This is a genomic window from Gammaproteobacteria bacterium (genome assembly GCA_016765075.1).
Lineage (GTDB): Bacteria > Pseudomonadota > Gammaproteobacteria.
Window position 1 is genome coordinate 1 of sequence record JAESQP010000086.1, and the last position, 23,948, is coordinate 23,948.

The 23,948-nt window shown below is 44.6% G+C and carries 27 protein-coding genes and 1 pseudogene; 12 read left to right on the forward strand and 16 right to left on the reverse strand.

Translation table 11 applies throughout. The features are described 5' to 3' along the window. The 8 genes and pseudogenes from JKY90_04965 to JKY90_05000 form a co-directional block, all read right to left on the reverse strand. Positions 1-561 (reverse strand): ABC transporter permease (locus tag JKY90_04965; GenBank protein ID MBL4851616.1); only part of this gene is annotated, 561 nt, incomplete at its 3' end. 160 nt (positions 562-721) lie between these two features. Then, entirely contained in the window at positions 722-2,836 is a 2,115-nt protein-coding gene (recQ, locus tag JKY90_04970; protein ID MBL4851617.1) for a DNA helicase RecQ, read from the reverse strand. Between the two features lie 164 nt (positions 2,837-3,000). After that, entirely contained in the window at positions 3,001-3,939 is a 939-nt protein-coding gene (locus JKY90_04975; GenBank protein MBL4851618.1) for a pseudouridine synthase, read from the reverse strand. Positions 3,940-3,943: 4 nt separating this feature from the next. Further along, a complete protein-coding gene (scpB, locus tag JKY90_04980) occupies positions 3,944-4,792 on the reverse strand; it encodes an SMC-Scp complex subunit ScpB (protein MBL4851619.1) in 849 nt (282 codons plus the stop codon). Next, a pseudogene (locus JKY90_04985) lies at positions 4,782-5,609 on the reverse strand (segregation/condensation protein A). The gene scpB and the pseudogene JKY90_04985 overlap by 11 nt, the downstream one beginning before the upstream one ends. 227 nt (positions 5,610-5,836) lie before the next feature. Beyond that, positions 5,837-7,054: a tryptophan--tRNA ligase gene (locus tag JKY90_04990; protein MBL4851620.1), complete on the reverse strand. Its 1,218-nt coding sequence runs from the start codon at positions 7,052-7,054 to the stop codon at positions 5,837-5,839. Positions 7,055-7,209: 155 nt separating this feature from the next. Then, positions 7,210-7,839, reverse strand: a complete 630-nt coding sequence (locus JKY90_04995; protein ID MBL4851621.1) for a threonylcarbamoyl-AMP synthase — start codon at positions 7,837-7,839, stop codon at positions 7,210-7,212. Between the two features lie 17 nt (positions 7,840-7,856). Further along, positions 7,857-8,705: a PHP domain-containing protein gene (locus JKY90_05000; protein ID MBL4851622.1), complete on the reverse strand. Its 849-nt coding sequence runs from the start codon at positions 8,703-8,705 to the stop codon at positions 7,857-7,859. Positions 8,706-8,790: 85 nt separating this feature from the next. On the opposite strand from JKY90_05000, the gene JKY90_05005 reads away from it, so the two are divergent. The 4 genes from JKY90_05005 to JKY90_05020 all read left to right on the forward strand — a co-directional run bounded on the left by JKY90_05005 (position 8,791) and on the right by JKY90_05020 (position 10,296). Then, positions 8,791-9,378 carry a septation protein A gene (locus JKY90_05005; GenBank protein ID MBL4851623.1) on the forward strand — a complete coding sequence of 196 codons (588 nt, stop codon included), beginning with the start codon at positions 8,791-8,793 and terminating at the stop codon, positions 9,376-9,378. Further along, positions 9,378-9,677 (forward strand): YciI family protein, encoded by a 300-nt coding sequence (locus tag JKY90_05010; protein MBL4851624.1) that lies wholly within the window; start codon positions 9,378-9,380, stop codon positions 9,675-9,677. Before JKY90_05005 ends, JKY90_05010 begins: the two co-directional genes overlap by 1 nt. Next, positions 9,674-9,967 carry a BolA family transcriptional regulator gene (locus tag JKY90_05015; protein ID MBL4851625.1) on the forward strand — a complete coding sequence of 98 codons (294 nt, stop codon included), beginning with the start codon at positions 9,674-9,676 and terminating at the stop codon, positions 9,965-9,967. Before JKY90_05010 ends, JKY90_05015 begins: the two co-directional genes overlap by 4 nt. 149 nt (positions 9,968-10,116) lie before the next feature. Continuing rightward, on the forward strand, positions 10,117-10,296 hold the full coding sequence (locus JKY90_05020) for a hypothetical protein (GenBank protein MBL4851626.1): 180 nt from the start codon (positions 10,117-10,119) through the stop codon (positions 10,294-10,296). A gap of 33 nt (positions 10,297-10,329) precedes the next feature. Here JKY90_05020 and JKY90_05025 read toward each other — a convergent pair whose 3' ends face one another. The 5 genes from JKY90_05025 to JKY90_05045 form a co-directional block, all read right to left on the reverse strand. Continuing rightward, on the reverse strand, positions 10,330-10,929 hold the full coding sequence (locus JKY90_05025; protein ID MBL4851627.1) for a DUF938 domain-containing protein: 600 nt from the start codon (positions 10,927-10,929) through the stop codon (positions 10,330-10,332). Between the two features lie 98 nt (positions 10,930-11,027). Further along, a complete protein-coding gene (locus JKY90_05030; GenBank protein MBL4851628.1) occupies positions 11,028-11,231 on the reverse strand; it encodes a dodecin domain-containing protein in 204 nt (67 codons plus the stop codon). A gap of 87 nt (positions 11,232-11,318) precedes the next feature. Continuing rightward, positions 11,319-11,795 carry a hypothetical protein gene (locus JKY90_05035; protein MBL4851629.1) on the reverse strand — a complete coding sequence of 159 codons (477 nt, stop codon included), beginning with the start codon at positions 11,793-11,795 and terminating at the stop codon, positions 11,319-11,321. A gap of 411 nt (positions 11,796-12,206) precedes the next feature. Continuing rightward, a complete protein-coding gene (locus tag JKY90_05040) occupies positions 12,207-13,304 on the reverse strand; it encodes a hypothetical protein (protein MBL4851630.1) in 1,098 nt (365 codons plus the stop codon). After that, positions 13,301-13,930 (reverse strand): hypothetical protein, encoded by a 630-nt coding sequence (locus JKY90_05045; protein ID MBL4851631.1) that lies wholly within the window; start codon positions 13,928-13,930, stop codon positions 13,301-13,303. Before JKY90_05045 ends, JKY90_05040 begins: the two co-directional genes overlap by 4 nt. A 322-nt stretch (positions 13,931-14,252) precedes the next feature. Here JKY90_05045 and JKY90_05050 point away from each other — a divergent pair, with 322 nt between their 5' ends. The 8 genes from JKY90_05050 (at position 14,253) to JKY90_05085 (ending at position 21,457) form a co-directional block, all read left to right on the forward strand. Continuing rightward, positions 14,253-14,936: an MBL fold metallo-hydrolase gene (locus JKY90_05050; GenBank protein ID MBL4851632.1), complete on the forward strand. Its 684-nt coding sequence runs from the start codon at positions 14,253-14,255 to the stop codon at positions 14,934-14,936. Positions 14,937-14,978: 42 nt separating this feature from the next. Next, a complete protein-coding gene (locus JKY90_05055) occupies positions 14,979-16,592 on the forward strand; it encodes a bifunctional protein tyrosine phosphatase family protein/NAD(P)/FAD-dependent oxidoreductase (protein ID MBL4851633.1) in 1,614 nt (537 codons plus the stop codon). 10 nt (positions 16,593-16,602) lie between these two features. Next, positions 16,603-18,318, forward strand: coding sequence for a sulfate permease (gene sulP / locus JKY90_05060; protein MBL4851634.1), 1,716 nt, complete (start codon positions 16,603-16,605; stop codon positions 18,316-18,318). A 61-nt stretch (positions 18,319-18,379) separates the two neighbouring features. Next, positions 18,380-19,144, forward strand: a complete 765-nt coding sequence (locus JKY90_05065; GenBank protein ID MBL4851635.1) for an elongation factor-1 alpha — start codon at positions 18,380-18,382, stop codon at positions 19,142-19,144. Positions 19,145-19,297: 153 nt separating this feature from the next. Further along, positions 19,298-19,846, forward strand: coding sequence for a rhodanese-like domain-containing protein (locus JKY90_05070; GenBank protein ID MBL4851636.1), 549 nt, complete (start codon positions 19,298-19,300; stop codon positions 19,844-19,846). Between the two features lie 11 nt (positions 19,847-19,857). Then, positions 19,858-20,502 (forward strand): Crp/Fnr family transcriptional regulator, encoded by a 645-nt coding sequence (locus tag JKY90_05075; GenBank protein ID MBL4851637.1) that lies wholly within the window; start codon positions 19,858-19,860, stop codon positions 20,500-20,502. 75 nt (positions 20,503-20,577) lie between these two features. Next, on the forward strand, positions 20,578-21,012 hold the full coding sequence (locus tag JKY90_05080; protein ID MBL4851638.1) for a hypothetical protein: 435 nt from the start codon (positions 20,578-20,580) through the stop codon (positions 21,010-21,012). A 247-nt stretch (positions 21,013-21,259) separates the two neighbouring features. Further along, positions 21,260-21,457: a DUF2892 domain-containing protein gene (locus tag JKY90_05085; protein ID MBL4851639.1), complete on the forward strand. Its 198-nt coding sequence runs from the start codon at positions 21,260-21,262 to the stop codon at positions 21,455-21,457. Here the strand turns inward: JKY90_05085 and JKY90_05090 are convergent. From JKY90_05090 to JKY90_05100, 3 genes are read right to left on the reverse strand one after another with little or no spacing between them, the layout of a single operon-like run. Then, positions 21,454-22,410: a hydrolase gene (locus JKY90_05090; protein MBL4851640.1), complete on the reverse strand. Its 957-nt coding sequence runs from the start codon at positions 22,408-22,410 to the stop codon at positions 21,454-21,456. The two genes, JKY90_05085 and JKY90_05090, sit on opposite strands and share 4 nt — an antisense overlap. Positions 22,411-22,434: 24 nt before the next feature. After that, the gene (locus JKY90_05095; protein MBL4851641.1) at positions 22,435-22,782 is read right to left on the reverse strand and encodes a hypothetical protein; all 348 of its coding nucleotides are present in this window, start codon (positions 22,780-22,782) and stop codon (positions 22,435-22,437) included. A gap of 3 nt (positions 22,783-22,785) precedes the next feature. Then, positions 22,786-23,937, reverse strand: coding sequence for a c-type cytochrome (locus JKY90_05100; GenBank protein ID MBL4851642.1), 1,152 nt, complete (start codon positions 23,935-23,937; stop codon positions 22,786-22,788). Positions 23,938-23,948 lie beyond the last annotated feature (11 nt).

A 23,948-nucleotide genomic window follows, 5' to 3' on the forward strand; every position in this document is an offset into this window, starting at 1 on the left:
AAAACGCTTTAAACGTGGCAGCACGCCGACCGGGCTGACGGTTGCCTGTGGCGTAATCAAGGTGATCTTGTCACCCACGCGTGCATTGACCGCGCGTGCCAAATCAAACCCGAGAATAATATTAAATTCACCTGCAACCAGGTCATCAAAATGCCCTTCCAGCATGTGATCGCCAATATCAGACACGGCAGTCTCGCGGCTGGGAGAGATACCACGTACCAGCGTGCCATTGACCTTGCCCCCCGAGCTGATCATGCCTTCACCGCGGACATACGGTGCTGCTCCTTCGACGCGGTCAAATGCTAACGATTGATCTATCAAGGCTTGCCAATCCGTCAAACGGCCATTAATACCACTGATGGTGGCATGGGCTGTGGCGCCAAGAATGCGGTCACGTATTTCTTTTTGAAAACCGTTCATTACTGATAAAACGGTAATCAAAACGGTAACACCTAAGGCAATACCCAAGACCGAAATCAAAGAAATAAACGAAATAAAATGGTTGCGGCGCTTGGCGCGTATATAGCGCAGCCCGACGTAGAGTGCTAATGGTAATGCCATGGGCGACAATTAAACCATATCTGACTAAAGAGCACTCAATAAAATCTGTTGTTTAGGTGAAGTTATCGTCTTTTTAACACTATTGAGCATAATATTTAAGTGGTGCTTAGTAAATTGGAACAATACAAAATCTACCTCGAAGCACGATTCTGCCACAGATTCAGATAGCTGCTTGCACACACCTAAGCATACCGTAGTCATATTCTTGATCTAATAATTCGTAAACGGGTTTGAGTTGGCCTTTATCCTCTTCTGCTAGTGACTCTATGGCATAAACAATTTTATTGTATTCGTCATTTGTAATATCAATCACATCGCGCACATTGAGTAAACCAAACTCAATGGCATCGGCAAAGTGTGTATAAATAGTGCTTGTTTTTAGATCTCGTTGCTGAGAAATTTGCTCAATGGTGTGGCCTTGTTGATAGAGCAACAAGGTTTCATTGATAGTTTCACTAAGGTTATTATCAAGTAAATCGGATAAGGGATATTTGGCTATTTCACTTAAAAAATGTTGTCCATAACGTTGGCATTTCTGCTCACCGACACCTGAAATTTCCAGCATTTCACTTACGTTTTCCGGCCGTTGCGTTAACATGTCCTGCAAGGTAGTGTCATGAAATATGACATAGGGTGGCACACTAAATTCTTTTGCCAATAAGGTGCGTAATGCACGCAAGGCTTGCCACAAGGCCTCGTCTTGAGGTCGAATAGCGCCCTTTTGTTTTGTTGCCTTACTGGTTTTGGTCTCGATCGTTTGTTTTCTTAAACTCAGTTGTTGCTCACCACGTAATACGGGTCGGCATTTTTCTGTCAGCCGTAAAGCGCCATGACGTTCCATATCGATACTAATATGTCCCAGGGCGATTAGTTGCCTGAAAATACTACGCCACTCTACGGCTGAAAACTCTTTGCCGATACCAAAGGTACTAACCTGATCATGGCCATTGCGTTGAATTCTTTTATCACTCTTTGCCAGTAAAATATCAATAATGTAATTGACACCAAAACGTTGATCTGTTCGATAAATAGAGGACAGTGCCTTTTTCGCTGCTTGCGTACCGTCCCATTTTTCAGGTGGATTTTGACAGTTATCACAGGCACCACAATGTGGGGATGATTGCTCACCGAAATAGGCCAGTAAAGTATGGCGACGACAACTTGTTAGCTCACACAGCCCCAGCATGGCTTCAAGTTTGTGGTGTTCGACACGTTTTTGTGCTTCGTTAGCATTTGAATCCTGGGTAAATTGCCTTAGCGTAATGACATCTTGCAGGCCATAAGCCATCCAGGCATTGGCAGGCGTACCATCACGGCCGGCACGGCCAGTTTCTTGATAATAGGCTTCTATACTTTTAGGTAAAGTCAAATGCGCGACAAAACGCACATCGGGTTTATCAATACCCATACCAAAGGCAATGGTAGCAACGATAATTACGCCGTCTTCACGTAAAAAACGTTGTTGGTTTTTTTGCTTAACGTCATTAGGCAAACCCGCATGATAGGGCAAGGCTACCCTGCCCTGGTCTGATAACCACTGTGCAATCGCCTCTACTTTTTTACGCGACAAGCAATAAACAATACCAGCATCGTGCGGATGTTTTTCTTGCAGGAATTTCCATAACCGTTGTTTTGGATTACTGCCATCAGATATCGAGTAAGTAATATTGGGCCGATCAAAGCTATTGATAAATACCTGGGCATTATCGAGCTTGAGTTGGATGATAATCTCTTCACGTGTACGCTGGTCTGCCGTCGCCGTTAATGCAATACGGGGGATGTCAGGATAGCGCTGGTGCAATATGTTTAAACGCTGGTATTCAGGGCGGAAATCATGCCCCCATTGCGACACGCAGTGTGCTTCATCAATGGCAAACAACGCTATTTGGCAACGATCAAGCATACGTAACATATAGTCACTAAGCAGCCTTTCTGGTGCTACATAAATAAGATCTAACTCATTGTTAACAAGCTGTTGTTCTATCGCCTTTGCTGTATTGAAATCTAAACTGGAATTTAGAAATGCCGCCTTGATTCCCAATTGTTGTAGGGCATCAACTTGGTCTTGCATCAATGCGATCAAGGGTGAAATAATTACAGCGGTACCAGCACGTACTAACGCTGGGATTTGATAACACAAAGATTTACCGCCACCCGTTGGCATTAATACCAGCGCGTCATTACCATCGAGTAATTGCTGGATGATTGCTTGCTGGGAATGACGAAATTGTTCGTATCCGAATGTGGATTTTAGAATGGCTAAGGCGCGTTTCATTTGTCGGTAAGTCTAAGGAGGCGCCGATCTATTCATGAGCTCGGCTCTTGCACCTGAAATATCCAGCTACGTGCCTTCACACCTTCGCAGAGCCTGTCCCGTGCTTGGCACAGGGGGGGTGGCTCTTGGGGTGCTTCGCCCAGAGTCAATCAGGGGCTTTCTAATCAACGTTTACTACGTCCCCGGTTAGAGAAATTGGTATTAGAACGTGACTTTCCTTTGTAAATTGCGTGTTTACTTTCCCCGAGATTCGATCGGGGGCTTAGGTCAACGGTATCAATTTGTTTGCTAGTATCTGTTCGTGCACGGCCTCTTTTGGTTGGCGCGCGTCGACCTCGCTTTTGTTCACCCGCCACACGCTCAGGCATCTCAAGTTTGATTGATGCATACAATTTTTTAACTTCCTGTGAGGTCAGCTCCTGGGTTTTATTAGCGCGCAATGGGCGTGGTAGTGTGATCATGCCGTACTGAATACGAATGAGTCGGCTGACTTTAAATCCTAAATGTTCCCACAGACGACGTACTTCACGTTGGCGACCTTCTCTTAGGGTGACGTTGTACCAATGGTTGGCGCCTTCACCACCACCATCAGTAATTTTATCAAAATTAGCCATGCCATCATCAAGTTCAACGCCTTGTTTAAGCTGAGCAATATCGTCATCGCTAACATTGCCTAATACGCGCACAGAATAAACGCGGTGCACTTCTGTTGAAGGGTGCATTAAACGGTTGGCCAATTCACCATCGGTGGTAAATAACATCAGACCAGAGCTGTTTAAGTCGAGCCTGCCAACCGCTACCCAACGTGAGCCTGCTACCTTGGGCATTGCCTGATAAACATTGGGGCGATCTTCGGGGTCTTTACGGCTACAAATACGGCCTTCTGGTTTATTATAAATTAGCACGCGTGGTGCATCCGGGCCGTTACGTTTAAAACGGATGAGCCGTGAATCAACGGTGACTTTATCATCGCTGGTGATGGTGTCACCTAGTTGAGCAGTACGATTATTAACGCGTATTCTACCCTCTTTTATCCACCCTTCGATTTCACGGCGAGAACCCAGGCCAGTTTGCGCCAGTACTTTTTGTATGCGATCAGCCATGGTGTTAAGAACTGACAGCCTGTGCTAACGAGGCTTCACTGTCTTTCTCTACTACGACTGCGTCATGATTATTTTTTGCCGCGGCATCGACGCTATCACTGTCTTCGATGTCATCAGTAACATCTTCATCATTTGCGCTATCTTCGATTTCCTCGGCGACATGTTCTACATCATCACTAACATCAACTTCATCGCCTTCAACCATAGTGATGGGCGCAACAGCCATTGATCCATCAAGCTCTGGGTCGGTATTGCTGTTTGACTCATTATCCGGTCTGCCAACATTGTCCTCTGTGTGAATGAGATTAAGTTCGCCCGGGACTTGACCAATATCGCGAATCTCTGCCAACGGTGGTAATTCGTCGAGCTTTTTAAGATTCAAATCATCCAGCAATTTACGTGTCGTGCCATATAATGCTGGCTTGCCCGGTACATCACGATGCCCGATAAGCTTAACCCATTCACGATCTAACAAGGTGCGAATGATGTTGGTGCTGACTGCAACACCGCGCACATCTTCAACTTCGGCACGTGTAATGGGTTGCTTGTAGCAAATTAAGGCCAGTGTTTCGAGCAAAGCACGTGAATAACGCGGCGCGCGCTCTTCAAACATACGATTGATCCATTCACCATAAGTTTGCCGTACTTGATAGCGATAACCTGTGCTGACTTCTATCAATTCAAGGCCGCGCTCTGCGCATTCTGCTTGCAAGGTGTGCAAGGCTTCTTTGACCTTTTGCTTGGTCAACATTTCATCCATTTGAAATAAACCTAATATACGGTCTACTGATAAGGGTCGTTCAGAAGCGAATAGTGCTGCTTCGATAATTGATTTTAGTTTTTCAGGTGTCAAGGGTTGATTCCTTTATCTCTTTTATTTTGATATGAATAGGGGCGTAGGGCTCGGTTTGTACGATGTCGATCAAACCACCTTTAAGTAATTCCAATATAGCAAGGAAACTGACAATCACGCCTTGCCTACCCTCTGCCACGCTAAATTAATCAATAAAATCGATAAATGATTGTACTTTGACTGCGCTCAATATCGAGGTCATACGTTCACGCACAGATAAGGGCTCCGCTGTAATATGGTGATGCGCATATTGCTCGGCACGCTTCATCACATCGTTGGCCGCATGAACCAGATCTTGTAAGGTGATCTTCGGTAAGAGTTTTTCGGCAGTGGGTGGTGGCCGTGCAGCAGCATCATAAACGTCACGACCCATGCGCGGTATGTCATCAATGCTTTGCGCCGCTTCTTTGAAGCGCTCGTATTCTTGCAAACGCCTAACAAGCTCAGCGCGCGGATCATCTTCATCGTCGATTTCGATCGGGCGTGGCAAAAGTAAGCGCGATTTAATCTCGGCCAGCATCGCTGCCATCACTAAATACTCGGCAGCCAGCTCGAGTTTCATTTCTTTCATTACGCCAATATATTCCATGTATTGGCGGGTAATTTCGGCCAGGGGGATATTGAGAATATCGAGGTTTTGGCGTTTAATCAGATAGAGCAATAGGTCGAGCGGGCCTTCAAAGGCATCCAGGAAAACCTCTAAGGCATCGGGTGGAATGTACAGATCTTGCGGTATCTGCATCACCGGCTCACCGGCCACCATGGCGAGTGGTAAAGACTCCTGCCTGGGAGTTGGGCTAACTTCAGTTTCTGACATAAGCCATTATAGCCCCTATCACTCTAAATCGCCCAGTCTTGACAAGCTGCTAAAAAATCCTCAGGCGAAGGTAAGACCAAAGTGACACGACCGCAGAGAATTAATCCTTAATAAGCTCGTAGGGCTATAAGGGCAAAAAATGGTAAGAAAACGCAGTGTACACGCCGTTTAGCACTACGTACTCTCGGGGGTATAGATTGGTCGCATAAGAGTTTTTCAGCAGTCTGTTAACGGTAGGACAAGCCCATAGCTTGACGCACATCTTCCAGCGTCTCACGAGCAACATCACGCGCCTGATCACAGCCTTCATTAATAATATTACGCACCAAGCGCGGATCATCTTCAAACTCTTTAGCACGTGTGATGATCACTTCTTGCTCAGCGATAATAGCGTCGATTAGCGGTTTTTTACAATCGAGGCAGCCAAAAGCAGCACTACGACAGCCTTGCATCACCCAGGACTTGGTCTTTTCATCAGAATACACTTGATGTAGGTCCCACACGGGGCACTTCTCAGGGTCACCTGGGTCAGTCAGCCGCACACGTGCTGGGTCGGTCGGCATCGTCCTGAGTTTCTTGGCAACGGCATCAGGTGCTTCACGTAGGCCGATAGTGTTGCCATAGGACTTGGACATTTTTTGACCATCCAGCCCTGGCATCTTAGCCGTTGCGCTCAACAAAGCCTGTGGTTCAGGCAAGATAATTTTACTGCCACCTTCGAGAAAACCGAGTAAGCGCTCGCGATCACTAAGGGTGATATTCTGTTGTTCTTCTATCAGTGCTTGGCCTTTCGCCAAGGCTTCATCATTACCTTCTTCTTGATATTTACGCTTTAACTCTTTGTAAAATTTATTATTTTTCTTTCCCATTTTCGCTGCGGCGGCTTCGGCTTTTTTATTGAAGTCGGTATCACGACCATAAAGGAAGTTAAAACGACGCGCGACCTCACGCGTCAACTCGATATGCGCAACCTGGTCTTCACCCACGGGTACTTGGCCAGCTTTATAAGCCAGAATGTCGGCACTTTGCAATAAGGGGTAACCCAGAAAGCCATAGGTATCCAAATCTTTCTCGCGCAATTTAAGCTGCTGATCTTTATAGCTGGGTACACGTTCCAGCCAGCCTAAGGGTGTCATCATCGACAACAACAGGTGTAGTTCGGCATGTTCTGGTACCTGCGACTGAATAAACAACACAGCGGAGCTGGGGTTAATACCAACAGCCAACCAGTCAACTACCATATCCCACACAGCCGCATCGACGCTTGCAGGGTCATCGTAGTCAGTCGTTAGCGCATGCCAGTCGGCGACAAAAAAGAAACATTCGTAATCATTTTGCAGCTCAAGCCAATTTTTTAATACACCATGATAATGACCAAGATGTAAGCGTCCAGTAGGCCGCATACCGGATACGACTCTAGAGTTTTGCTGCGTAATCGAATTCAAACTTCGTTTCTCCTGGGTAACAGTTTGTTGATGATATCAATCGGTGTGAGGTGTGCCAATAGTGCTTATATTTAAGTAAGTACCCCAAGAATATACTGTCGATTGTAATCTACAATATTTACGGCACGGCATGGGGGTATCAATGAATCTAAAGGCTAATCAAGGTTGAGAGCAGCAATGTTCCCCCTGCCTTCACGCACTAGCACAGGCTCATCATCGAGCCATTCAACCACGGTGGTAGGTTCATAACCGCAGGCACCACCATCAACAATAACGTCGATGCCATTAGCCATTTTCTCGCGAATCTCTTCAGCATCGGACAATGGTAGTTCTTCGCCTGGCAACATAAGGCTGACACTCATTAAGGGCTCACCCATTGCATCGAGTAAGGCCTTGCATATGGCGTTATCAGGTACACGAATACCAATGGTGCGCCGCCGTGGGTGTTGCAAGCGACGCGGCACTTCGCGCGTGGCGCGCAAAATAAAGGTGTAAGCGCCCGGTGTCACCGACTTAATCATACGATACGCGGTATTACTGATTCGCGCATAGGTAGCAATCTCTGATAAATCACGACAAACCAAGGTGAAGTTATGTTTATCTTCCAAGCCACGCAATCGGCGAATAGCATCCATTGCTGTCTTATCACCAATATGGCAACCCAGGGCATAACTCGAATCTGTCGGGTAGGCCACAACACCACCTTTACGTAACACGGTTACCACTTGCGCGACTAATCTCGGCTGCGGGTTATCAGGATGAATAGGGATAAATTGAGCAGGCATAACGGTAATTAGGTGTATTAATATGCGCTGCTTAACGCTAATGCTTTGTGCTGCCAGATTGGTTTACACTGCTCAGGCAATGGCGCTACATGGCCTAGCTCACGACGACCTTTTTCGGGATCATGAAAATCAGAGCCCACCGATGAATACAATCCATAATCAGTCGCTAATGCAGCAGTAATTCGAATGTCATCATCATTATGGCCGCTACCGATCACCTCAATAGCTTCGCCACCCACATCAACAAAATCAGCTAGCATTGTTTTCATTTTGGTCATGGTGAGTTTATAGCGCGCCGGGTGTGCCACCACAGCAACGCCACCAGCGCCTTTAATCCACGACACAGCCTCTTCCAGTGTAGCCCATTGACAGCTAACATAGCCCGGCTTGCCATTAACCAAATAACGCTTGAATGCCTGTTTCATATCTTTAGCGTAACCTTTATCGATAAGCCAACGGGCAAAATGGGCGCGGCTCATGCTGTCTTGCTGACAATATTTTTGCGCGCCCTCAAAGGCACCTTCGATACCGTGGCGCTGCAAATCTTTCGCCATACGCTGCGCACGTTCTGACCGCACGCTTTGTGCCTGCGCCAGGCCGGCGGCCAAATCAGCGTTATGCGGGTCAATACCCAGACCCGCAATATGCAGCAAGCACTTGCGCCAACTGACTGAAATCTCTACACCATTAACCAAGTGTACACCGTTTTCGTCAGCCACTAGCCGTGCTTCGGCCAGGCCATCAGTATTGTCATGGTCAGTCAACGCCAACACATCAACGCGCTGATCTGCCGCGCGCTGCAATAGCTGCGTTGGCGTCAACGTGCCGTCAGAGAAGGTTGAGTGAGAGTGAAAATCGTATTTCATGGCTTCCTGTTTGCGCAGCCGACAATCATGGGGATGGATTGTCTATATAATGGAGGGCTTTTCCGCGTATGCGAGCTGTATCACCATGAAACTGCTGTTAGATTTTTTTCCCATTATACTATTTTTTATTGCTGCCAAGGTATACGACATTTATGTTGCCACTGCCGTGGCCATTGTCGCCTCGGTATTGCAAGTCGCCTACCTTTGGTTCCGTCATGGCCGCGTCGAAAAAATGCACCTTATTACCCTGGCCGCCATCGTTCTGCTTGGTGGCACGACGCTGCTGTTGCAAGATGATATGTTCATTAAATGGAAACCATCAGTGGTTAACTGGCTTTTTGCCCTGGTCTTTGTTGGCAGCCAGTTCATTGGCAAAAAACCCATTATTCAACGCATGATGGGCAACAATTTCACCTTGCCAACAATCATGTGGACCAAATTGAACCTCATGTGGGCAGGCTTTTTCATCTTTTTAGGCCTGGCTAATATTTATGTTGCCTATAATTTTGACACAGACACCTGGGTTAACTTCAAGCTGTTTGGCATGCTTGGATTAACCCTGTTGTTTATTATTGTACAAACCGTCTATATCTCACGCCATGCGGTGCCAGTTGAAGACACTAGCTCAGATAGTGGTAAAGATGATGATAAAAACAAAGATGAGAATCAATAATGCATTACGTGATCATAGCCGAAGACGCCGATAACAGTCTCGACAAACGTCTGGCTGCCCGCTCTGCTCATCTTGAACGTTTGCAAACCTTAAAAGACGCCGGGCGCTTGGTGGTTGCCGGCCCCTGCCCCGGTATTGATAGCGTAGACCCAGGCCCCGCCGGGTTCACTGGCAGCGTCATTATTGCCGAGTTTGCTTCGCTCGATGCTGCCAAAGCATGGGCCGATGCCGACCCCTATGTTGGTGCAGGTGTTTATGCCAGCGTCAACGTTAAACCATTTAAATATGTGCTGCCATGAGTGATCACAGCATACCCCAGGGGCGCATAGCCATGATTCGCCAACGATTAACTGACGCTTTATCACCCAGCTCACTTGAGATTGTTGACGATAGCCATAAACACGTTGGCCATGCCGGTGCTGCAAGTGGTGGTGGCCATTTCACCGTGCATATCATTGCCGAAGCATTTGTCGGCAAGTCGCTTATTCAACGCCATCGTACTATTTACAACGCGCTGGGTGATGCCATGGAAAACGATATTCACGCCTTAAGTATCAAAGCCTATACGCCCGCTGAAGCAAGCCCTTAGGTAATGAAAACGGCCAGGCTGGATTGGCTTGCTACCTAGCTGAGCAAGCCAAATGTGGGGCTTTGTGCTTTCAGGTCAAAATGGTAGACTAAGCGCTTGTTAAATTTTGTGGCAACTATAAGAGTTGCTGGCCACACAGGGGCGAAGCAATGGATTTTTTAATTAAAATAACAGATTCTATGGTTGAAGCAACGGGGTTTATAACCGTAGAGCTTATTACTGATATGGTACTTTGGATCAGTATCGGCGTCAGCATATTGCTGTGCATTTTAATCGTAATGATTTACTTCAAAGACAACTGGTTTGAACCGAATAAAGACACTGAATAAAAATCAGGCAACGTCAACAAAACCTTGTTTAAGTTAGTGTTTAACAAACTGTAGTAAACGATTATTCGCTGGCATAGTGCAGTCTTTGAGCAAGACTAAATTATTTTTCTCGGCAAGAGCAACGATTTTTTCAATGTCTCTAATCCCGCTTTCTGGGTCAATTGAGCGCGCCCAGGCATCAAGCCGAATATTACCCTCTGAGGTAAACTCACCCTGGTAATTAAACGGGCCATAAAGACAAAAATAGCACCCTGGCTGTAACACACCTGCCACACCACTAAACATCGCGGTCACTGCCAGCCAAGACATAATATGCGCAGTATTGGCTGAAAATACACCCTCCGCCTTAGCTACCGACCAAGGGGTATCGAATACATCTAGCGTCAAAGCCGGGTTAATATTATTCAAGCTAGATTGCTGTCGATAGGCCTCAATGCTAGGCAGTGTCTCACCCCTGTCGGTGGGTTGCCATGTCAGATGAGGCAGCGCCGAGGCCATATGAACAGCATGTTGACCACTACCACTGCCAATTTCAAAAATCAGCCCTGGCTCGGTAAATAGCGTTTGCAAGACCTCTAAAATTGCTTGTTTATTATTCTCACAGGCTTGTGAAAACAGTAAGTTACCAGTCATATCAATAATTTACTTTACTATTTAAGGTATGCTATTGCACATAGAGGTATCCTACGGGCACCGCAGATATGCACCGACAAGGTGCAGTGCGCAAGCACTTAGTCGTTAAGAATAAACGTCACCTTCAGTGTCACGCGGTATTCGATGATTTTACCGTCATCCACTACCACTTGTTGATCTTGTACCCAGGCACCTTTGACATTATCCAATGTTTGGCTTGCGCGTTTAATTCCAACCTGGCAGGCATGTTCAAAACTTTTTTCCGAACCCGAAATAATCTCAGTAACGCGTGCAACAGACATAGTCTTCCCCTTTCATTCTATTGAGTGTGTGTTAGTTTAACCCAACACCAATAATAAAGAGAATGGCTATATCGAATGTCAAAATTTTTAACTCGAGCTTGCGCCATTACGCGTAGCGAGGGTGTTGCGTAGCAATCCCACCAAACGATCCCCCGTCAAGCGATGGGAGCGCGCTAAGTCACCACGAAAGCCGATGCGTCTGATGCTATTACCATCCTGAAAACGAATCGCCAACCAGGTGTTGCGGCGATATCCCGATAATTGGCGACTAACGGGCACCGTCAAACGTTTAACGCTAATAATATCATCGTAATCGATTGATATTTCATCACTATTATTAGCATAGTGCAAACCCTCTTCACCAAACACCAAGGTGCCCGTATTAGTGAAACGTATCGATGAATCAAACGTGCCATGTCGAGTATAGAGAATATACTTAAACTCCTGAGGAATCGTCGTTTTGTAGTTAGCCCCTAAATAGGTGTTAACGTCCGGATCACTGGCATTAAGGTTTGGGTTTGGCGAGGCACAGCCAACTAAGACAAGCCCTAAACTTGCAGCCAAAGCTATTTTTGATAGATAAAAGAAAATTGACATGGTATGCCCTTCGTATGGGAGTTGTCTTTTGACTTTACCAGATTAAGAAAGTTTAGTATCCATAGTGTCACGATAAGATATTTATTTAATAAGTAACCCCAGTGCTGTCCCGTTAACTTAATATGCATCATTGTTTAACTGGCATAACACTTAGCTATTAGATTACTTTGTGATATTAGAGACATGAAAACCAATGATCTCCTTCCGCCATTCCAACGAAGATAGAAACCCAGTGGTTTCAACGATATTCTGGATTCCGGCCTGCGCCGGAATGACGGAAAAAAGTTAACGGGAGAGCAATGAAATGATCCGATAATGTTAAATCAGTTCCGTATAACGTCCCTTAATTGTCATTCTGTTTATATACCTGGCGCTGTTTCATGCACCACGAATAGCAAACGACAAGGCTTCACCTGAATCTTCTCCAAGACAAAACACTGAATGCCAACAGCAGTTTAAATCTGTCTCTTGTGGCAAGAGTAATACGTCACCCGATTGCACTGCCCTGCCATATCCATTTTTTATTAATTGTTGTACAAACGATTCTGTTTCATTAATAAGATGGATGAGCGTGCTATTCGCAAAGCTTTCCAGCTCTGAAGAAAGTTTCTCGCTGTTTAATACAAGTTTATTTAACTCATTTTGCATGGTGTTATCGATCGTCTTTGGCCAAATTGCATTGGCGTGTGATTGCTTAACAAAAAACGTGATTTCTTGCATAAGCTCATGCTTTGGTAGCGCCAACCAAAAGGTCGAACCACTAAGTTGTGCGTAAACAACCCCTGCATGACCTCGTTCACGGTCATGATGCAAATAAGCGCCGCCATCAGGCGAGTTAAAATAAACAATACGCTCGACAAAATTGAGCGGATCGCAGGCCAAGGTTTCTTGCAGTTGTTTTATTAACTCCTTGTGTTGTGTAATGAGACGTGACTCAGGAAAAACAGCCTCGGTGAGTAAGGCGGCGTAGTGTTGGCGTTGTGTGTCAGCGGCAACGTCTTCAATATTATCAATACCGAAAGAAAAACGAAAACGCAGTGAGGTATCTTCTTCATGAAATGACAACCATGAAATTTTCATCCACAGATCTTCTGCGAGAATTTCATCTTTTTCTATCGCATCAAACAAGACGGTTTCAATTTCCTGCTCATCACCTTCGTTAACGCTGCTGCCGAGTAATTCAAAGTGGTGATTAAGGCGATTGCTATACGGCAGTTGCGCTAATATCGGATCGCATTCTTCGTCATTCAGAATTGCCAGATAGAGTAAATGGGATTGTTTGATATTTTCGCTGTGTTCAGCAAGCTGAGACAAACAAATTTTTTGCAGCAGAACAGGTTTACCCTGCCGCCAATTACTGAGCTCATCGCTGACTAAACTCGAACTGCTGTAATCCACATCACCTAAGTGGTAACCACGACGCTTTAAACTATAGCGTATTATCGTTGCCTTCTTACGTGCGGCACTGTCGGTCATGCCATAAGGCTTGTGACGGAACGTATCAGCTCGTTAACACTGTCTTTATCCTCGACTTCATTGAGAATCAGTTCAATAGCGCGATAACATTGGACTAATATTTGTGTTTTAGGTCGCGGTGAGGCCAGTTGTGTTTCGATGGTGTGAATATCAGCTTCTAGCTCGGCAAGCTGTTCAGCACTTAAACCTAGATTGGGCGCGGCATTACGCAGTGCATCGGCAACGGCTGGAAACGTAACGCTAACAACACTATGTGTTTCGGGTAGCAATATATCGACAGCATCAAGCGACGACGATACCACCATGGACTGTTCACGCACATCATGAGTCGTAGCTGGTGCTGGAGGACGATTAAAGTTTTTCCGGTAACGGGTAATAACATCCAAACCTAAGGAAGTCAATGAGACTGCTGCATTGCTCTCATCAGCTTCGATCAGATTGCTGTCCATCAAATCTTCAACAATCACTCCTGTAGATGGCTCATCATAGTTTAAGGCTTCTGCGATACTAGCGATACTGCATTGAGCAGAGTGGTCTTTCTGACGTTGACCAAAGAGGTAACCTAGAATATTAAAACAATATTCTTGCCCAAGCTCTTGTGCTTGCTCTGATGTTTGGCTGTCCATTAAAAACCCTTTAATACTCGCTATAAAACTGTAATTTTAACGCGGATATTAGTCTACCGCCAGCGCTTTACCGGTTATCGCTCGGGTATTGTAAGTGTTTGACCGGGCATTTTTGCAAAAACGCGTTGCAAGGTGCAGCGATGCATATCGCATATTAAAATGAGTCGCCAAGTATTTGTCATGGTTAACAACACTGTACTTGAAGCCATGATGAAGTAACTTAGGTTACTGAAATTCCATGCATAATTATGGTTAAATATAGTCTCTATTACGACAGCTGAATTATCAGCAATAGCTATAAATGAGGAGGTACGATATCACCATGTATTTTGAACAATTATTTGATGATAAATCGAGCACTTATACGTACTTGATCGCACCTAAGAATGGAAAACTTGCTGCAATTATTGATCCTGTTAAAGGTCATGAGCAACAGTATATGGCCTGGCTTACAAAGTATAATTTGAAATTAGGCTATGCACTTGATACCCACACACATGCTGATCATATTACTGCCCTTGGTGACCTTCGCGATCTAACGGGCTGTGTAACGATTATGAGCGAGCACAGTGATGCCGATTGTGTGTCGCGTCGCGTTACAGACGATGAGACGATTGATCTCGATGGCCTGATCATTACCGCGCTCTATACCCCGGGCCACACGAATGAATCGCTAAGTTATGTAATGGATGACCGTGTATTCACTGGAGATACCTTACTGATCAACGGTTCAGGTCGTACAGACTTTCAAAACGGTAACGCTTATGCGCAATACGACAGTCTCTTCAACAAACTACTTAAACTCCCTGATGAGATGCTGGTTTACCCAGGACATGATTACAACGGTAAAAAAGTAAGCACGATTAGAGAAGAGCGCCTTAACAATCCGCGACTACAAGTGGCTAATGCTGAAGAGTATGTGAAAATCATGAATTCGCTGAATCTACCTGACCCAAAAATGATGGATATTGCTGTGCCAATGAATTTGGCCTGTGGCCAAAAATAACGATGTTACTCAGCACTACTCTATTTTTATGGAGAGAATAAAATGAAACTGGAAATGATAAATCATCAACTGTCCGTATCCGCTCAATTGAACACAGAAGACTTGGCGCAGCTCTCTAGTCAAGGGGTAGAAATTCTAATATGTAGCCGACCTGATGGCGAAGCTGATAACCAAGCACCCTTTTCAGAGATTCTACAAGCAGCTCATAAAGTGGGTATTCAAGCCGAACATCTGCCCTTTGTTGGCAGTGAAATGAGCCAACAACTTATTAATGAGTTTGCTCGCCATATTTCGACAGGAAAAAGAATTCACGGCTATTGCCGCACAGGTAACCGAGTAAAAATGCTGTGGCAAGCCAGTCAAACCACTGCCACACAACAGCAAGGGAAGGAAAATACTATATCGTCTTCTCAATCAACTGGAATTCCTCACTTTGATGTCGTAATTATTGGTGCAGGATCAGGCGGAATTTCAGTTGCTGCCAGCCTGCTAAAACGCCTTCCCAAAACACGCATAGCATTAATTGATCCGGCAAGTGATCATTACTATCAACCAGGGTGGACCATGGTGGGTGGCGGCGTATTTGACCAAACTTCGACCCGGCGCGCAATGAAGAATCTGATACCTAACGGTGTGTCATGGATCAAACAAGCCGTTATAGGCTTTGATGAAAAAGCTGATAGAGTCCGCTTGGATAATGATAGTGCCATACATTACGAACATTTAGTCATTGCTGCTGGATTAAAACTAGATTGGCAAGGCATTGAAGGTTTAACTGAAACCTTAGGTAAAAATGGAGTCACTTCAAACTACCGTTACGACCTAGCACCCTACACATGGGAATTGGTGCAAGAACTAAAACAAGGTAAGGTAATCTTCACCCAGCCACCCATGCCCATAAAATGTGCTGGCGCACCGCAAAAAGCACTCTATTTGTCTGCTGACTATTGGTATAAAAATGGTGCTCAGAAAAACATTGATCTAAATTTCTACAATGCTGGCGGTGTTTTATTTGGTGTTAAAGAATACGTTCCTGCCTTGTCTTCTTATATGGAAAAATATCAAGCTAAATTACATTTTTCTCATACCTTAACAAAGATAGATGGCGAATCAAAAACAGTCTGGTTTAACACAAAGTCTGAAGATGGAAGTAATATTACGGTTAGTAGCAACTTTGATATGATTCATGTGTGTCCACCACAGTGCGCGCCTGATTTTATTCGAAATAGTGTCTTTGCTGATGCCAATGGATGGGTGGATGTAGATCAATACACCTTGCGGCACAAGACGTTTCAAAATGTTTGGGGCTTGGGTGATGTGACGAATACACCCAATGCGAAAACAATGGCAGCGGTACGCAAACAAGCCCCTGTGGTTGCTCAAAATATCACTGATGTATTGAATCATAAATCACCCAGCGTCGCGTATGACGGCTACGGCTCTTGTCCATTAACCGTAGAACGAGGGAAAATCGTTTTGGCCGAGTTTGCATACGGCGGCAAGCTGGCACCAAGCTTTCCCAAATGGATGAATGATGGAACGCAACCAACCAGACTTGCCTGGAGGTTAAAAGCAGACGTCCTCCCCATGATTTATTGGCATGGCATGCTCAAAGGTCATGAATGGATGGCATCACCGCAAAAAATCACAACTTAACGCAGTAGTCATGCGAATAAACACATTAGCGCGTGTGATTCCTGCTGTTGGCTGGTTAAGCCAATACAATGGCAAGTTGTTTGGGCAAGATTTAACAGCAGCCATCATAGTAACTGTCTTACTAATCCCACAATCATTAGCCTATGCCCTACTTGCAGGTGTACCACCAGAAGTCGGTTTATACGCGAGCATTTTTCCATTAGTTGCGTACGCAGTATTTGGTAGTAGCCGAACCCTTTCAGTAGGGCCAGTAGCGGTCATCTCTTTAATGACAGCAACCAGCCTGGGCAATGTCGTTGCCTTAGGTATTACTGACTACCTCACTGCGGCGATTACTCTGGCACTATTATCAGGCGTATTTTTGATCGCCATGGGTATACTGAAACTGGGTTTTGTCACCAATTTTTTATCCCATTCCGTCATATCAGGATTTATATCTGCCTCAGCAATCATCATAGCGTTAAGCCAATTAAAGCATTTGTTAGCTATTGATATACAGGGTGATACGCTACGCGAACTCATACCTCCACTCATTGAAGGAATTAGCCAAACACATTTTATTACCCTGGCATTAGGTGTTGCTGTCCTGATATTTTTATTTTTATCAAAACACTACTCTGCCAAGTTTTTCTGCTTTCTGGGCATAAACCAACAACGCTCGGCAACCTTGGCAAAAACTGCTCCCATACTCGGCGTTATTGCCAGTATAACGGCTGTATACGCATTTAATCTTGAAAGCCAGAGTGTTGCGCTAACGGGCCATGTACCACCGGGTCTACCGTCTTTAACGTTTTCGATTCCCTCTATAGCGTTAATTCAGGCCCTTGCGATACCCGCTTTACTTATTTCCTTAATAGGCTATGTCGAGTCTATTTCTGTTGGCAAAACATTGGCCGGAAAACGACGCGAAAAAATCAATCCTAATCAAGAACTCATAGGGTTAGGGGCAGCCAATATCGCTTCATCCCTATCGGGTGCATTTCCTGTAACGGGAGGTTTTTCCCGCTCGGTAGTTAACTTTGACGCCGGTGCCGCCACCCAGGCAGCGAGTATTTATGCGGCAATGGGTATTGCGCTCGCATCATTATTCTTAACCCCGGTTTTGTATTACTTACCCAAAGCAGCTTTAGCTGCCACCATTATTATCGCGGTTTTATCGTTAATCGATTTTTCAATTTTACGAAAAACATGGGTCTTCGCCAAGAGTGATTTCATTGCCGTGCTCACTACAATTTTTTTGACCTTATTCTTTGGCGTTGAAATTGGCGTGGCCAGCGGTATCATCATATCAATACTGCTGCATTTATACCGCACATCCACACCACATATCGCAGAAGTAGGCTTGATTGAAGGAACTCAACATTTTCGAAATATTCATCGATATGAAACACTCACCGTTCCGCAGATTATTACATTGAGACCCGATGAGAGCCTGTTTTTTGCCAACACAAACTATCTCGAAGACTTGATTTTAGAGGCGATTCGCAAAAATGACAAAATCGCCCACGTCATATTACTCTGTACTGCGGTCAATGAAATTGACTTCAGCGCTTTAGAAATGCTTGAAACATTAAACCATCGGCTGTCCGATCAAGGAATCAGGCTTCATCTGTCAGAAGTAAAAGGCTCTGTAATGGACACTTTGATGCGTACGGGTTTGATAGAGGAGCTTTCAGGCAATGTTTATCTTACACAATATGAGGCCTATAGTGCGCTCAAACCATAATGCTGGCAGAAATATTGAATTGCCAATACCGCCAATTCTTTAATTCATAAGGATATTAATAATGAACACCTCTAACAATAATTGGCTTAACCTACCGAGTATTGGCTTACCCATTCGTGTTTTATTTACGGGTTACCTTGTCGCAATTGGGCTTGGACTACTCATGGCAGGTGGACAAATTTTACTCACTCATGGTATGGCAGATGGCAAACTCGGCTTATCTGTTGATGATGTTGTCTACAGCTACTACGGTAATCGTAATAATAGTCGCTTAGAAACCGCTTTAAATGGTGCGATGAAAGATAAAGCGACTGATGCAGTACGCGCTGACATTATAAGCTGGGCACGGGATGGAGCACCGCAAACACTTTGGGATAAAAAATTTAAGCAGGTTTTTGCGAATAATTGCATTGCCTGTCATGGCACCGTTCCAGGGATCCCTAATTTCAATCACTATGAAGAAGTAAAACAGGTCGCTCAAATTGATGAGGGTAGCTCAGTAGACAGTTTAACGCGGGTATCGCATATACATTTATTTGGCATTGCTTTTATTTTCTTCTTCGTCGGCTTAATATTCAGTATGTCGGTCGGCATTCCACGCTGGCTAAAAGCATTGGTGATCGCCCTTCCCTTCGCCTTTTTAGTTATCGATGTCTTGTCTTGGTGGCTAACTAAATGGCATCCAGGCTTTGCCTGGTTAACCATTATTGGCGGCGCAGGTTACACACTGGCTTCTGCCTTTATGTGGGTGACCTCAATATATCAAATGTGGTTTATGCCAAGGAGCCCTAGCCAAAGCTATGTTAACGAATGGCAGCACGATTAAGCAGACTAAATACCCTATTTGTACTCGGGCAGTATCTGGTGCTAAAGTGACTAAAGCTAAACGACTTCTATAGCTTAAAGTGTTGGTTAGCTGGATATTTTCTATCCAAGAAAAATGAGTAAACGTATTCAATAAGAAGGCGTAATTTTAAGTATGCATACAAAAAATACCGTAGCATGGTTATTTACATTAGCGTTGGTTGCGCTGACTAATAACGTACTTGCATTTGGCGATAGTCTTGCTGATATTCATACAAATATTACAGAGCGTTATAATATTGAGCACATTAACAATAATCAACTTAACCAGCTGCCATCGCAAGACATCGTTGTCTTTGATGTACGCAAGCCAAGTGAATTCCACGTAAGCCATATTACAAATGCTATTCGAGTTGATCCAACGATAAAACCAGCAGAATTTATGGCTCAATTTGGCGAAAAACTCGAGGGCAAAACGGCTATCTTTTACTGCTCAGTTGGCAGAAGATCATCGGCCTTATTATCAAAAATCAATCACTTGCTACCTGACTCTGGTGTCATTAATGCTTATAATTTGGAAGGTGGGCTATTTAGACGACATAACGAGAACAATGATTTAGTCAGAGACAGTGAATCTACCCGTCAAATTCACCCCTATAACTACTATTGGGGACGGCTCATTGAAGACCGAAAATCTATACAATACAGCGTAGACAAATACTGAGTAATATATCAATGTCCAACTCTTGGTTTGAAGAATGTTTTTTATCTGGCCCACCCAATTCGCCAGGTTGGTCGTTAATTCATAAAAAAGCCAAAATAAAGACGATACCAAAAAATTCCATTTTATTTACGCAAGGTTCTGATTGCCAAAATTTCGTCATCATTGTTTCAGGCAATGTCAGAGTTCAGTACCAAGATAGCCATGGTAATGAGATTGTTCTTTATCGGCTCTGCCCTGCAGAAGTATGTAATACGACTACCCTCTGCCTGCTTGCTGACAACAATTACCCCGCTGCAGGCTATACCGAATCTGAAGTCAGGCTCGCTGTGGTGAATAAACAAGATTTTCTCCAAGCGCTTGAAGATAGTGAGTTTAGGGAATATATATTCTCACAAATCGCTCGTCGCTCGCTTGAGCTTATTTCATTGGTTGATGAAGTGACCTTTTTAACGCTTGAAGAGCGTCTCGTCAGGTATCTCATCAATAATGGGCCCACTATCAATGCAACACATAAACAAATTGCTGCACAACTAGGCACAGCTCGAGAAGTGGTTTCACGTTATCTACGTCGTCTTGTTAACAATGGATATATTAAAACGAGTCGAACAGGTATTGCCGTGGTTAACAACACGGCGCTTGAAGCTATGATGGGGTGACTTAGGTTACTGAAATTCTGGGCATAATGCGGTTAAATATGGCCTCTATATTCAGCCAAATAATGGAGAAGCCTGATGAAAACACTGTCAAATACAGTTTTTATACTCACGATATTACTTATTGCAACCCCACTCTATGCAGACAAACAAGCCTCTATTGCGACAGCTGAATTATCAACAATAGCCAATCATTTAGCCCATCGCCCCCATGCTGCCATTGATTTTCGTGACGTAAGCGGCGAGTTTTGTTTTGATGTCGACATGAAAAATGGTGGGCATATGACTCACTATGCCGTCGATCCGGAATCAACTGAAGAAGATGTTATAGATTTTGTTAATGCCAAACAATTAGTTGATAGCGGGATGGATGTTGCAAGCTTGCCCGCCTTCCCAGGACAACTCGGTACTATGGAGCAAAACACATGGTATTACCTCGCTCCAGGAAAACTAGACCCACATCACGGTGTGAAATGGGATTTCCCAGTAATGCTTCGTGCGTCTAATTTATAATAGTAATACAAATTTTGGCCATTAATCAGAGAATGCAGCGGAGGCAGTTAATCCATAGTAGCTGACGCGCTGTTTGCACTCAGTTCGGTTGAAGCGTTAACAAGTCGCTTTTTGACAGAGATGCCATAAAATTAATCACTACGTGCCCCCACGCTTTCGCGGAGCCTGCCCCGTGCTTGGCACGGGGGGCAGGCTCTAAGGGTGCCAGGTAGCGGCGCTAACATTTTTATTACTTTAGGAGAACAACATGAAAAATATTGGCTCAGCAGATAAAACCATACGTATTATTCTGGCGTTAGTAATATTTGGCGCAGGATATTATTATCAAAGTTGGTGGGGGCTGGTTGGTTTAGTGCCTTTGTTGACGGCGATAATATCCTGGTGTCCTGCCTATAGTATCTTCGGAATTCGAACATGCCGTACAAATACTAAGGCAATACACTAGGGAACTTCTGGTCTTTTAAGGAACTCACAAATCTTCTGCTCGTGCCAATAATGCGGTCGCCACGGCAGGGTTCCTGACACAAATCCAACATGCCCACCATGAAGTGCTAGCTCAAAATCAATACTGTCTGATAACTCAGCAGGCTCTGGCACGCTCTCTTTAAACATAAATGGATCGTCCAGGGCATGAATAATCTGTGTTGGGATGCGGATAGATTGCAAATATTGGCGACTGCTACTTTGCGTGTAATAATCATCTGCACCATTAAACCCGTGTAAGACTGCCGTCACATGTTTATCATAATCCCAAAAACTTTTAAGTGATCGCACATCTACCTTAATAGGTGATTTTTTACCGGCAAACTTATCAATGATTTTACGGCGCAACTTTCCTAACAAGTAATTTCGATAGAGCCGTGACCCGCCTTGGTTAAGCCGATTAGCCGCATCGCCAAGCCTGAACGGTACCGATATTGCCACTGCTTTTGATAGTGGGTTAGCAGCACCTGTTTCGCCTAACCATTTTAGTAATACGTTACCACCCAGCGAAGAACCAATTACGGCAAAGACAGGTGTGCCGGTTTGTCTAGTGATATGTTCAACCACTGTGGCAATATCAGCTGTATCACCTGAATGATAGGCTCTATCAAGTCGATTATGTCGACCACTGCAACCACGGAAATGCATAAACACGGGTCGATAACCTTGAGACTCTAGTACAGCAAACAAACCTGCTGCGTAAGATGACTTAATCGAGCCCTCTAAGCCGTGCATTAACAAAACCCATTGGCCTGCTGTGCGTTGACTCCAACAAAGGTCAAGAAAATCGCCATCTGCTAAGTCTAACTGTTCATGGCGTAGATTTAGTTGCGGGCGCTTACGAAAAAAAAATGGCCAAAGAGTTTGCAGGTGTGGTGAGGGTAGCCACCATGCGGGCTTAAAATCAGTATTCATAAAAAAACAAACTGATCTTAATCATTAATCATCCTGACAAAGATGATCGTGACCGGTAAGGCAAGGTCCATCAATACAATGCGTGTCAAGATAGGTGTTGACTGTCGTGACGTTTTTCATTGTTCCAATAACATGGGTTTTAAGTCTCTGATTATCACGAATATCCATTTTATTTAACCATTGAGATAAAACCTCACCCTCTATATTGGTAAAATCCATTTTGACCACTTTTTTATCACAGCCCTCAGCCTGATTATCAAGATAGTAACCTGTCCAGGGATGAATCATCGCACAACGATTGGCAAAGGCGTGACTGGACAACAACAGGAAAAATAAACCTATACCAGTAAGGCACTGAAGAGATTTTATCACAAGCTATTTACCCTGAAGGTGTGGCTGCACCACTGCTGGTGTCATTGCCCCTTTTGAGTCAACAGAAAAAACACCCATCGACACGCCACCTGCCTGTTCCGATTGCTTACGATGATTAATGGCGTCTTCTACACCATGATCATCAGGTAAACGTGGTAGCGTTTGCAGGGGGAAACGACCTGTCAAGCTGTTTAGAAATTCAACAATGTCAGCAACTTGCTGTTCATTTAATTTACGGTCAAGTTCAGTCGCGGCCATGACGCGCACGGCTTCCGCTAAGGTTTCGACTTTGCCGTTATGGAAATACGGCCCGGTAATCGCGATATTACGTAGCGATGGCACACGCCACATATTTTTGTGGCTGGCTTCACCCGTATAGTTATAACGCCCCAGGTCATCGGTAATGAGATCGTATTTTTCTTCGTAGACTGTGCCGCTCGTGTTAGGAAATAACTCCCAAAAACCTTCGCCCATTTTTAACGCAATACCGGGTTGCGGGCCGGCGAAATTAACATAGAAATGACAGGCCGAACATTCGACTTGCTTAAACGTATCGAAGCCACGTTTGGCTTGTGCACTTATTGCTGATGTATCGCCCTTAAGATAAAGATCAAACGGGCTATTAGCTGTCACCAGTGTACGTTGATACGTTGCCAAAGCTTTGGCTATGGTGTTTACCGTTATACCATCTTGACCAAAAACACGTTTAAACTGCCGTTGGTAACCTGGAATAGCGCCAATACGTTTTTCGATAACCTGTTCGGTATTGTCCAATACCGCTGGGTCAATTAAATGCATGGCAAACTGATGTTCCAAACTCAGTGCTTCACCATCCCAATGCAAACTGGTATGAAACCCTACATTCCAAACAGTTGCGCTATTACGTCGGTGTTGTTTGCCCGTGCTGCCAACCGGCGTCTGCTGGCCATCACTACCGCTTGCGGTAACGTTATGACAGCTATTACACGATATATTCCCATTCTTCGATAGTCTTGGGTCAAAAAATAATTGCTTACCAAGTTCAATTTTTTCTTCAGTGAGTGGATTATCACTTGGAATGGGGGGCAATGCTGGCAGTGGTTCAAAAACTGCTATTGCTACAGACAAGGGTATTAAGCATAAAATGAATAAAATAGCGGCTTTAAAACGAAACATAAAATGCTCAG